At 38.4% G+C, this 12,226-nt stretch carries 9 protein-coding genes; 3 read left to right on the plus strand and 6 right to left on the minus strand.

Translation table 11 applies throughout. The features are described from left to right. Positions 1-16: 16 nt before the first annotated feature. Together OOZ15_RS00980 and OOZ15_RS00985 are read right to left on the minus strand one after the other, a co-directional pair. Positions 17-3,010: an amidohydrolase family protein gene (locus OOZ15_RS00980; protein WP_265953819.1), complete on the minus strand. Its 2,994-nt coding sequence runs from the start codon at positions 3,008-3,010 to the stop codon at positions 17-19. Positions 3,011-3,189: 179 nt separating this feature from the next. Continuing rightward, on the minus strand, positions 3,190-4,257 hold the full coding sequence (locus tag OOZ15_RS00985) for a DUF3810 domain-containing protein (protein ID WP_265953821.1): 1,068 nt from the start codon (positions 4,255-4,257) through the stop codon (positions 3,190-3,192). A gap of 501 nt (positions 4,258-4,758) precedes the next feature. On the opposite strand from OOZ15_RS00985, the gene OOZ15_RS00990 reads away from it, so the two are divergent. Continuing rightward, positions 4,759-6,222 (plus strand): aminoacyl-histidine dipeptidase, encoded by a 1,464-nt coding sequence (locus OOZ15_RS00990; protein WP_265954075.1) that lies wholly within the window; start codon positions 4,759-4,761, stop codon positions 6,220-6,222. 80 nt (positions 6,223-6,302) lie between these two features. Here the strand turns inward: OOZ15_RS00990 and OOZ15_RS00995 are convergent, their stop codons facing one another. The 3 genes from OOZ15_RS00995 to OOZ15_RS01005 all read right to left on the minus strand — a co-directional run bounded on the left by OOZ15_RS00995 (position 6,303) and on the right by OOZ15_RS01005 (position 9,166). Continuing rightward, the gene (locus tag OOZ15_RS00995) at positions 6,303-7,421 is read right to left on the minus strand and encodes a peptidylprolyl isomerase (RefSeq protein WP_265953823.1); all 1,119 of its coding nucleotides are present in this window, start codon (positions 7,419-7,421) and stop codon (positions 6,303-6,305) included. 174 nt (positions 7,422-7,595) lie between these two features. Next, positions 7,596-8,156 carry a gliding motility-associated peptidyl-prolyl isomerase GldI gene (gldI, locus tag OOZ15_RS01000; protein WP_265953824.1) on the minus strand — a complete coding sequence of 187 codons (561 nt, stop codon included), beginning with the start codon at positions 8,154-8,156 and terminating at the stop codon, positions 7,596-7,598. After that, on the minus strand, positions 8,153-9,166 hold the full coding sequence (locus tag OOZ15_RS01005; RefSeq protein WP_265953825.1) for a DHH family phosphoesterase: 1,014 nt from the start codon (positions 9,164-9,166) through the stop codon (positions 8,153-8,155). Before OOZ15_RS01005 ends, gldI begins: the two co-directional genes overlap by 4 nt. A 367-nt stretch (positions 9,167-9,533) precedes the next feature. Between OOZ15_RS01005 and mtaB the strand changes: the two genes are divergently transcribed. Then, complete coding sequence (mtaB, locus tag OOZ15_RS01010) at positions 9,534-10,871, plus strand: tRNA (N(6)-L-threonylcarbamoyladenosine(37)-C(2))-methylthiotransferase MtaB (RefSeq protein WP_265954076.1); 1,338 nt, start codon at positions 9,534-9,536, stop codon at positions 10,869-10,871. A gap of 157 nt (positions 10,872-11,028) precedes the next feature. Here mtaB and OOZ15_RS01015 read toward each other — a convergent pair whose 3' ends face one another. Continuing rightward, the gene (locus OOZ15_RS01015) at positions 11,029-11,322 is read right to left on the minus strand and encodes a GNAT family N-acetyltransferase (protein WP_265953827.1); all 294 of its coding nucleotides are present in this window, start codon (positions 11,320-11,322) and stop codon (positions 11,029-11,031) included. A gap of 209 nt (positions 11,323-11,531) precedes the next feature. Here OOZ15_RS01015 and OOZ15_RS01020 point away from each other — a divergent pair, with 209 nt between their 5' ends. Beyond that, positions 11,532-12,200, plus strand: a complete 669-nt coding sequence (locus OOZ15_RS01020) for an alpha/beta hydrolase (RefSeq protein ID WP_265953828.1) — start codon at positions 11,532-11,534, stop codon at positions 12,198-12,200. Positions 12,201-12,226 lie beyond the last annotated feature (26 nt).

Genomic DNA, 12,226 nt, shown 5'->3' on the forward strand with positions numbered 1-12,226 from the left:
CGTGTTTCTTTTAAAATTATAGTCCATAGATCATCGTGTCGCAGTGGAATTCTTCCTCTTTCTTCGCCTTGGGAGTTTGAGTTTTCATGCCTTTATTTTTGGCACTGATCATCATGTTGATCAACTCATTTTTCTCTGTTTGAATCGCTTTTTCGGTTTGTTGCATTTTTTCATAATCATAATAGATAGCTCCTTCAACAAGAGTTTTTTCTGCGATAGCATAAACCGATAGCGGATGATCGCTCCACAATACCAAATCGGCGTCTTTTCCTTCTTTGATACTACCTATCCTGTCATCCAAATGCAATAATTTAGCAGGATTGATAGTAACGAATTTCCACGCTTCTTCTTCACTCACACCTCCATATTTTACAGTTTTTGCTGCTTCTTGATTGAGTCTTCGCGACATTTCCCCGTCATCTGAGTTGATGGCAACCGTAACACCTTGATTATGCATAATGGCTGCATTGTAAGGAATGGCATCGTTGACCTCATATTTATACGCCCACCAGTCGGCAAAGGTTGAACCACCAACCCCGTGTTCTTTCATTTTATCGGCCACTTTATAACCTTCAAGAATGTGGGTAAAGGTGTTGATATTGAAATCGAATTTTTCAGCAACTTTCATCATCATGTTAATCTCACTTTGTACGTAGGAGTGACACGAGATAAAGCGTTCTTTGTTCAGGATTTCGGCCAGGGTTTCCAGCTCAACATCATATCTCGGGGTTTTTCCTTTAGATTTATTGCTCTTATACGTTTTCCATTGTTCATCATATTCTTTGGCTCTTTGGAAATAATCGGTATAAACCTGCTCCACCCCCATACGTGTCTGTGGGAAACGAATGGTTTGCCTAGAACCCCAATTGGATTGTTTTACATTTTCTCCCAGAGCAAATTTGATAAATTTCGGACGGCCGTCGAGTAAGAGGTCCTCGGGATCTTCTCCCCATTTTAGTTTGATAATGGCTGAACGTCCACCAATAGGGTTGGCCGAACCGTGGAGTATTTGAATGGTGGTTACACCTCCCGAAAGGTTTCGGTAAATGTTAGAATCGCCTGAATTGACGACATCTTCAATACTTACTTCGGCTGAACTGTTATGTCCGGATTCGTTGATGGAAGCCGCGGCTATATGAGAATGTTCGTCAACAATACCGGCTGTAAGATGTTTCCCAGTGGCATCGATAATCGTAGCCCCAGAACCCGATAGATCTTTTCCTATGGACGAGATTTTACCGTTTTTAACCAAAACATCGGTATTTTCCAATATACCGGCATCTTCACTGGTCCACACGGTAGCATTTTTAAAAAGTATGGTTTGTTGCTGCGGAAGTGTATTCACGCCATAAGCTTTGTTCGGGTAGGTCACAGGGAACACTTTAGGAGCTTTTTCTTCATCTTCTTTTTTGGATGAATCCTCTTTTTTGCCTTTTTTAACGGCAGTCCAAGTAGAAGCCTTTCCATTGGTGAGTACAGCTTCACCGCTTAGGTTTCCTTCAGTGGTTACAGCTGAGCTGAGGCGGACAAATTCTTTTTTGTCGTCACTGCTTTCCGGGGTGTAGAACAAATTGATCCATCCGTTTTTGTAGCTGATGTTGGATGAAATCTTCGTATCTCCTTTTTTTAATTCTGATTTTAATTTTTCAAGGGATCCGGAAATTGAAAGTTCGTAGGTTTCACCACTTACATTCAATGTATAATTCCCTCTTACATCAATGGTGTTCATATCATTAACTACATATTTTTCCCCCTGTACCCAGTTTTCATAAAGTGTGGTTTTTTTATCAAAAATATCACCGGAAGTGATCAGGAAATTAGCAAGATACCCTTTTTGAAGTGTTCCTATTCTGTCACCTTTTTTAACAAGCGAAGCAGGAATAGTGGTCAGGGCCTCCAAAGCCTTTGTTTTGTCAAATCCGTAATTGATGGCTCTCAGTAAATTGGATTTAAAATCAGATACTTTTTTTAATCCGGCTGTTGTCAATGCAAATGTCACATCGTTTTCAGCGAGTACCTTCGGATTAGAAGGCGCTTGGTTCCACAGGCGCATTTCACCCAATGAGATTTTATCGGCCATATACGGATCAGAAACATCATAGGCATCTGGGAAATTAATCGGGATGATGTAAGTGGCATGGGTGTTTACAATTTCATCAATGCGCTCAAATTCGTTCCCTCCGCCTTTGATGATGTAGTTCAATTTGAATTCATCACCTAATTTATCGGCTCTCAGGTCGTTCAGTTTATCACCCGCTTCAAAAATCTGTGGAAGTGTTCTGTTTTTAATAAGTGCTTCAAGTGAGAGATCTTTGTTATCTGCATTTCCGCCTTCATACCACTCTGCATCGTGATACATTTGTCGAAGCAATGCGATAGCTCCCATTAACGAACCCGGATAGGATTGTCTGGAAGCACTACTCTTTTTAAAAGAAAGGTATTGAGCCACATCCTGAGCAATAATTCTTGGGTTATCGGCATCCTCTTCATTTAAAGAGACTAGCGCTCCGGTTCCTCTTACAATCCCGTCGGCTATATGTGTATTTACAACGCCAAATCCGGCTTTTAATAGCTCTTCAGCCTTTTTTTTGTCGAAAGCAAATTTTTCAACAGCCCTGTTTTCGGGCATAATGTGGTCGTTCCAGTAATAACCGCTTCTCGAAGGGTCGTATTGAGGTCGGTTTCCTCTTGGTTCCGGTTTGGGCTTTTCAATACCAAAATCAGAGTAAATATCAATAAAGGATGGATAAATGTATTTTCCATCCAGATCAATTTCAACGCTGTTTTCAGGAATAGCAACCGATGTTCCGACAGCATGAACCTTTCCGTTTTGAACGATAAGGGTTCCGCTTTTAATGGTTTTTGTCGGGGAGACATAGATCGTAGCATTTTTAAATGCTGTGTAATTGGAATTTTTAGATTTTACACCGTCATTTTTTGGGAAGTATTCTTGCGAAAATATTGATAAGCAACACCCAAACAGTGCAATCAAGCATAGTTTTAATTTCATCTGTTAATATTTATTTTTTTTAATGGTCTGACCTGCCTTCCGGAAGGCAGGTGGAATGCCCAAATTATAATTTGTGATGATATTTGAAAATTGATCATGGGCATTTCATATTAATTGAATGAGTTATGATAGGTAAAGTAATATTTTTTTAACAGACAATTATGGTTTTAACACTTCATCTATAAATTTTTACCTTTATAATAATTTATAAGCAGAGCGACTACATAACTGTAACTTTTGATACCTTCTTTTTGATTATTTGCTTTTAGAAAAGAATTGAAGGTGTTTTTAAACACAGGCTCTGCCTGTGTTTTATGCCTGCGCCAAAAATTGGCTACTTCTATATAGTTTTTAATAATTCCGGAATTCAGCAGACAATTAAACTCTTCAAATTTTTCAGGATCCCTTCTTTTGGTTTCTCCTAAACAATAACGGAGTACATAGATATAGCCCGAATATTGAAAATAGAGGTCGTCGTTTGCAGTTGCAGCCAAAAAAGCGATAAAATTGGCTTCGTTTTCAGCTGAATACCCCAATTGATGGGCTTCTTCGTGGCAACTTACGGTAGGATATTTGAAATCGATCTGCAAGCCGTTTACCTGTGCTTCATTAGTAAAAGGATTGAGGTAACCACTATAACCCATATAGGTAAGCGCCGTACTATAAAGCGAGGTTTTGATACTTCTCGGGGAATAGTTGAGGTACGGAATTTCCTTGGCAAGGTTTTCATATCCGGAAGAGGTCATTTTGTAGATTTCTGATTTGCTGTAAGGTATTTTGACCATCACCGTATCGTTTTCTGTGAGTTGACGGTGGATGGAGTTGCTTTTTTCAATAAGCTGTTCAGTAAAATCAAAAAGTTCTTCCGTGGAATAATTGTTCGACAAGTCCATTTTTTCATGAATAGGCAAGCGGTAATAATTAAAACCCCAAAACAAATGAAACACAAAATAAGCGAAAGAAACGACTATAAGAACTTCCCTGAAAAACCATCGGGTACTATCAAAAAATAAACGCCCTTTCAGAATCAAAAAACGGATGATAAGTACCAAAAGAACGGTATATAAAAGATCGCCAACAGAAAAAGGAATCCACCCAAAAACATACCTGAACCCTTTGGAAATAAAGACATACAAGTGATTACTGTAGTAGTTTTCTATAAACTCCGGATAATTGGCCAACCATTTAACAAGAATGACTTGGGGGATAATGGATAAGGCTAAGACAGTTTTTAACCGTTTGGACATGAAATCTAAAAATAAGATTAAGTTGAAAGGTAAAGGTAATAAAAAAGCGATGAGTTTTTTTCAGAAAGGAAAATGTTCAAATTTCAATAGCGTCCAAACATTTGTGTTTAATTTATGAAATTTACTGAGTCTGCCGAGGCTTAGACTAAATTCCAAGGTTTTTGGGTTTGGTTCCGGCCTACGATAAAAACATTGAAAATCAAGGAAGCAGCGGTGGCAAGAAGATAAAAATCTGTTTGAGTTCCGCCCTAAGGCGGAGTGAGTTCTTTTTATCCCTGCCTGCCGGCAGGCAGGTGTGGCTGGGGATTCCGTAGTATTTTCTTATGTTTTTATCGTCAGCCTAGACTTTTTTGGTTCTTTTTTGGGCGATGCAAAAAAGAACATGTAAAAATTTATTTAGGACAAAACAGTTCAAATTTTAAGCTTATGCTAACTTTGGTTAATACAACAACTTAAATATAAATTCAATTCTTATTTTTGCGGAAACCTAAGCAGCAAATGATAAATTCAGAAATAAGAGCCCTGGAACCTCAAAAAGTCTGGGAAAAGTTTTCCGATTTAAACGCAGTGCCAAGACCTTCAAAAAAAGAAGAGCAAGTCATTGCTTTTATGTTGGATTTTGGTAAAAAACTCAATTTGGAAACTTTTAAGGACGAGGTTGGGAACGTTATCATAAAAAAACCGGCCAGTCCGGGAATGGAAAACAGAAAAACAGTGGTTTTGCAGTCGCATCTCGATATGGTGCACCAAAAAAACAACGATACTGTTTTTAGTTTCAGTACCCAGGGAATCGAAATGTATGTGGAAGGTGGCTGGGTAAAGGCTAAAGGAACTACACTTGGAGCCGATAACGGACTAGGGGTAGCGGCCATTATGGCGATTTTGGAAAGTAGTGATATTCCACATCCGACGATTGAAGCTTTGTTCACTATTGATGAAGAAACGGGAATGACCGGAGCAAAAGGACTTAAAGGCGGACTGTTGTCCGGTGATATCCTTTTGAATTTGGACACAGAAGAAGATGACGAAATAGATATAGGTTGCGCAGGAGGGATTGATATTTCAGCGGTACGGGAATATAGAGAAGAAAAAACTCCCGGAAATGTCATGGCCTATAAAATATCGGTAAAAGGATTACAAGGCGGACATAGCGGGATGGATATCCATAGAGGTTTTGGGAATGCCAATAAAATAATGAACCGTTTATTGTTTGATGGATTCGAAAACTTTGGGCTTCGTATATCAAAAATAGACGGTGGCGGACTCCGAAACGCGATCCCGAGGGAGAGTGAAGCCATTGTGGTGGTGGATAAAATACATCACGATGCTTTTGCCTTGGAGTTTAACCAACTAGCTACTGTTATTAAAAAGGAATACAAAACCATGGAACCCTCGCTGATGATTATGGCAGAGGTGACGGATATTCCTGAAAAGGTGATGGGAATAGGTGTTCAGGAAGGGATTACCAAGGCTTTGTATGCAGCACACAATGGAGTATATGCGATGAGTCCGGATATGGAGGATTTGGTACAAACGTCTAATAATATTGCCCGGGTTAAGATTATGGGTGGGAAGATCAAAGTGTTGTGCTTAACACGATCGTCGGTGGAGTCTTCAAAGATAGACCTTGCTAATGGATTGAGGTCGGCCTTCGAACTTTGTGGTTGTGAAGTACAGTTAAGCGGGGAATATCCCGGGTGGAAACCCAATGTAGAGAGTCCTATTTTAAAAGTTTTAAACGAAAAATATCAAGAATTGTTCAACGAAACTGCAAAAGTAGTGGCTTGTCATGCCGGACTGGAGTGTGGTATTTTGGGACAGAACTACCCGGAAATGGATATGATAAGTTTTGGACCGACCATCAAAGGAGCGCATTCACCCGATGAAAGAGCAAACATTGCTTCCGTACAGAAATTCTGGAAGTTCTTAAAAGCAATACTGAAAGAGATTCCTGTAAAAGATTAAGGGAAAACACAGAATATCAGAAAAACAAAAAGGCTGTTGAAGTAAAATCAACAGCCTTTTTCGATTATAAAATATGTTATTTATTCCTGAATTTCGAGGATTTCCAAATCGAAGACTAAGTTGGTGTTAGGTGCGATAGGTCCGTATCCTGCCTCTCCATACGCTAAATAGGAAGGAATGAACAGACGGGTTTTTTCTCCGACCTCCATCATCATCAAGCCTTCTTTAAATCCTGGAATGATAGTAGCATCCGGACTGATTTGCATTGGGGAAGGACGGTATAAATCACGTTGAATTTTAGTAGGATTTACATTCCCAAATTTTTCAGCAATACTAAGTTCGCTGGTATCAAAAATGCTTCCGTCTTCAAAATAACCAGTATAATTTACCAATACGGTCTGCCCGACTTTTGGTTTGTTGCCGTCTCCTTTTATCAATACGAGATACTGGAGCCCGGAGTTGGTTTCTTCAGCTTTTTCTTTTTGGGTATCAAATTCTGCTGAAATTTCATTTTTAGCCGTTTCAATAGCTTCCTGTCTTGCTGCTTCTTCAGCAAAATAATCGTTGAAAGTTTTTACTGCGTCAAAATTCTTGGCATCATCTCCTTTTCTGATGATCTCGATATGATTGATCACAACATCTTCCAGAGGTCTGTTTTTCGGATTCTTTGTATCCCCCGTGGTTTCTACATTGGCAATAGTGTCTACAACTTCCAATCCAATAACAACTTCTCCATAAACAGTATGTCTTCCATCTAGGAAAGGAGTAGGTTTTTGGGTAATAAAAAACTGACTACCGTTGGTTGCCGGACCGGCATTGGCCATAGAGAGTATTCCTTTTTTGTCGTGTTTTAGACTGTCAACAAATTCGTCCTTGAATCGATATCCGGGGCCACCTTCTCCGGTGCCACTGGGATCACCACCTTGTATCATAAAATCTTTGATCACCCGGTGGAATATAACGCCATCGTAATACAGTTTTCCCTTGAGGGAATCGCTCACATAGGTGTTGGTGCCTTCGGCAAGGCTTACAAAATTGGCTACGGTAACAGGGGTATGGTTGTAGTAAAGAGCTACGACCATATCACCTTTTGTGGTTTGTATGTCTGCATAAAGCCCATCACCCAATTCAGAATATTTTGAACTGGAGCAGGCGCTAAGTACAAAGGCTATGATTAAGAGAAAACTTAACTTTTTCATATAAATAATTTTAGGTTAAATATTTTATTTTGAATATTATTAAATATTTAGCCAAATAATCACTGCCACTAAAAAAAATTTGATTTATTCATTTCCTTTTATTGAAGCGATTACCCTGGCCATATTAAATCCCTCTGTGAGGGTTTCATACGTTGAAATTTAAAAATGTGTTGTTTAATTATTGATACTATCTGTTGCTTTTTCTTTTATGTCAAGTAAGGATATAGTGCTGATGACAGGTTGGTTTGTACCGATCTTTTTATCGTCTCCATGATATCCGTATGCTAAAGACGAGGGAAACAAAAACGTAGCTTTTTCACCTTTTCTCATGAGTTTTACCGCCGTTCGCAAGCCCGGGAAATAATCTTCCTGATCTACTTTGAAATCAATATTGCCAATTTCATTGCTTGAATATATGGTGTCGTTTGTCAATGTGCGAATATCGTAATTGATCATTACCAGATCGCCTTTTTTAGGTTGGTACGGAAATGTAGAATCCTTTACGTTGTAATAATACCAATAGCCGTTTGACGAGGCGTGATATTTATTGATGGTATCCCTAGCGATAATGCTGTCGATAAGCGCTTCTTCATAATCGAGCAAACTTTTATTCCTTTCGATAGATTCCCTCATAAAAGATCCTGATTTTACACTCACCGGGTGTCGCGCTTCAGGTTGTTTGCACGCTATCAAAAATATGAAGGCTAAAAGAATGGCAGAAATGGGCTTCTTCATGATAATTGGTCTTTGTATTCTTTTACTAATTGTTCAAAACGTTGAGTTGTTTCTTCCAAAGAAAACTCACTTCTTCCCCCGGCAGCGTTTATATGCCCGCCACCGTTAAAATGCTTCCGGGCAAATTCGTTGACCGAGAAATCACCTTTGGAGCGCAACGATATCTTGATAATATCATCCTGGGCACTTTCAATGAAAATCACAGCGAATATAACACCTTTTAAGGAGAGTCCGTAGTTTACAAAGCCTTCTGTATCACCTTTTTTATAGTTGAACTGCTCCAGTTCTTCTTTGGAAAGCGCGATGTAGACCGTGTGATAATCGGGTAATTCCACTAAATTTTTTAAAGCACAACCCAATAAATGAAGCTTTTCTACGGAATTACTGTCAAAAATGGCATTGTGAATTTGGGTGTTTTCCGCTCCTTTATCGATCAACTCAGCTGCAATTCGGTGTGTCGCACTGGTAGTTGACGGAAACCGAAACGAGCCCGTATCGGTCATGATTCCGGTATAAAGACAAGTCGCAATTTCTTTTGATATTTTATCAGTATCACCCATAAAAGCGATGAAATTATAAACCATTTCACAGGTGCTGCTCATGCTCGTGTCAGAATAAGTAAAACGGGCATAACCATCGGGTGCTTGATGATGATCTATCATCACATAATCCCCTTCAAAGGATTCTAAGACAGTAGCCACATCATCAATTCTGCTCAGGGAATTAAAATCCAATGTAAAAATAATTTCTGCTTCTTTGATTTTCCGGGTAGCCGTTTCCGTTTGATACTCATATTTAAGGATGTTGTCTTCCCCCGGCATCCATTTCAAAAAATCGGGATAGTCGTTGGGAGCAACAATACTCAACTTGTGCCCGTATTGTTTCAGGTAATGATATAAGCCTAAGCATGAACCAATGGCATCGCCATCGGGATTTTTATGTGGAATAATCACTATCTTTTTTGGGGTAGACAGTAATGTTTTAAGCGTATTTATTTGATTTTTTTCCATTGAGGGCTAATATACAATTTAATACAATAATGGAGGGTTTGGGCATATAGCTATTTGTCATAATCCGGAAGGAATAATAAAAAAACGCTTAGATTGAATAAGCTGTATAGCTACTTTAGAATGGGTCAAGGGCTGGTCAAACATAGATCAAAGTTATATTTATGGCGTATTTATAGCGTGTATATAGCGTATTTAATATTAAAAACACATTAATACCAGATAGATACTAAAGGCTAAAGTTTGAATAACGCCACTGTGTTAAAATGTTGATTCATAGCAGAAATTGAAAAAAATATCCCCTAAATCCTTTAAACTTAATGAATATGCTGTAATTTTGTGCCCTCAAAAATCATTAAGGAATAGCGATTTGGTAACCGAAAGGAAAAAAGTAGCATTTTATACGCTGGGATGTAAATTGAATTTCTCTGAAACTTCCACCATAGCGAGAGGCTTTACGAACGAAGGCTTTGATCGTGTGGAGTTTTCTGAAGAGGCCGATATTTATGTGATTAACACTTGTTCTGTTACCGAAAATGCCGATAAACGCTTTAAAACCATAGTCAAACAAGCACAAAAGGTAAATCCGAATGCTTTTGTAGCCGCGATTGGCTGTTATGCACAGCTGAAGCCCGAAGAATTGGCAGACGTAGATGGTGTTGATTTGGTATTGGGAGCAACGGAAAAATTCAAAATAACCGATTATATCAACGACCTTTCCAAAAATGATTTTGGTGAGGTACACAGCTGCGAGATTGAAGATGCTGATTTTTATGTAGGAAGCTATTCCATTGGTGATCGTACCCGAGCTTTCTTGAAAGTACAGGACGGCTGTGACTACAAATGTACCTATTGTACCATTCCGCTTGCCCGTGGGATATCAAGGAGTGATACGCTTGAAAACGTGTTGAAAAACGCTAAAGAAATCTCTGAGCAAGGCATCAAAGAAATTGTGCTTACCGGGGTAAATATCGGGGATTATGGTAAAGGGGAATTCGGAAACAAAAAACACGAACATACGTTTTACGAACTGGTGACGACCTTGGATGGAGTGGAGGGAATAGAACGCCTTCGGATTTCATCCATAGAACCAAATTTACTTAAAAACGAAACCATTGATTTTGTTTCGCAAAGTCGAACCTTTGTGCCGCATTTCCATGTGCCTTTGCAAAGCGGAAGCAATCATATCCTTGGATTGATGCGCCGTCGGTACAAGCGTGAATTGTATGTAGATCGCGTAAAACAGATCAAAGAAACCATGCCGCATGCATGTATTGGTGTGGATGTGATCGTTGGTTTTCCTGGAGAAACAGATGAACATTTTCTGGAAACCTATAATTTCTTAAACGAACTTGATATTTCCTATCTGCATGTTTTTACCTATTCAGAAAGAGATAACACCCTAGCTGCCGAAATGGAGGATGTTGTTCCTAAACATGTGAGAGCCAAACGAAGTAAAATGTTACGAGGGCTTTCAGCTAAAAAAAGACGTGCTTTTTATGAAAGTCAGATTGGAACGCAAAGAACAGTGTTGTTTGAAGGCGAAAACAAAGAGGGCTACATCCACGGATTTACCGAAAATTATGTAAAAGTAAAAGCGCCTTGGAATCCGGACTTGGTCAATACCCTGCATAAGATCAAACTTACCGAGATTGACGATGATGGGCTGGTACGCTTCAAAGTTGTGGAAAAAGAAGCACTTGTGTAATATCTAATTCGTTTGAACTTTTTCGTTTCAATCAAAAAAGTTCAAACAAGTTCATAAAAAAAGGATAAAGTATAACTGCCAATCCCAAAAAGATTGGGACGGCAAGTGATTGTTTTTTTGAAGAACTCAGTTTTCCGTTTGACAATACAGTTCCTTGTCAAATTCGTATTCCTACAGGAAGCATATCCTTGTACTCTTTATGTTTTCTAAGGAAACCGGCTATTTGTGGGCTGGTGGGAACAACACTCAATTTCTTCTCTTGAATATGTTTCAATACTGTTTTGATGAATTCGTCTTTGAATTCCGGATCTGTAACCTCTTCAGGGATAACAAGTTTTGTTAAAAAAACTTTTCGTTCTTGAGAAGCATACTCGATTTTTGCTAATTTACCATCAACTCTCGTTTCAAATTGACGCAAAAACTCATTGTCATTAATTACTACTTCATTCATTATATTGAGGGTTTAAAATATCATTTTAATCTCATTGCCAAAAATCACATCCATTTCTTAAAAAAAGATTCTTTCTTAAGAATATAAGAGGTAAAATTTGGTTTAATTAATTTTGGTAGTTAATTATATTGATGAAGAATTCTATACCTTAGCAGTGCAAAGATAAGAAAAAAAATAGCTAATCATTTATTTTTCAACTATTAATATATATGAAAGATGAATTAATACATGTTTACTTCATGCCGGGAATGGCAGCAAACCCCTCTATTTTTGAGCACATCGAGCTGTCTGAAGAAATGTTTAAAACACACTATTTGAAGTGGATTATTCCTAAGAAAGAAGAATCATTACAGGCCTATGCTAAGCGAATGACCGAAAAGATAGTGCATAAAAACCCGGTGCTGGTTGGGGTTTCTTTCGGAGGAATAATGGTACAGGAAATGGCAAAAATCATTTCCGTAAGGAAATTAATTATTATTTCCAGTGTTAAGAGCAATAAGGAATTGCCAAAACGTATGATTTTTGCAAAATACACCAAGGCACATAAACTACTACCTACGCAGATTGTGAACAATATTGAACTCCTGACCAAGTATGCTTTTGGGGAAAAGGCGGTAAAACGGGTGCATTTATATGAAAAATATTTGTCGGTGAGAAATAAATATTACCTCGACTGGGCAATCGACAATATCATAAACTGGGAACAAGAGGTTCCTGTCGCTAATACCATTCATATTCATGGGGAGAAGGATAGGGTTTTTTCGCTTAGCCATATAAAAGATTGCATCGTGGTAAAAGGAGGGACCCATGTTATGATTATCAATAAATTTAAATGGTTTAACGAGAATTTACCATCGTTGATCACGGAAAAATCGTAAATCAAAATTTGTATCTTTGGTGCAAA

The organism is Galbibacter kalidii (genome assembly GCF_026241135.1).
GTDB lineage: Bacteria > Bacteroidota > Bacteroidia > Flavobacteriales > Flavobacteriaceae > Galbibacter.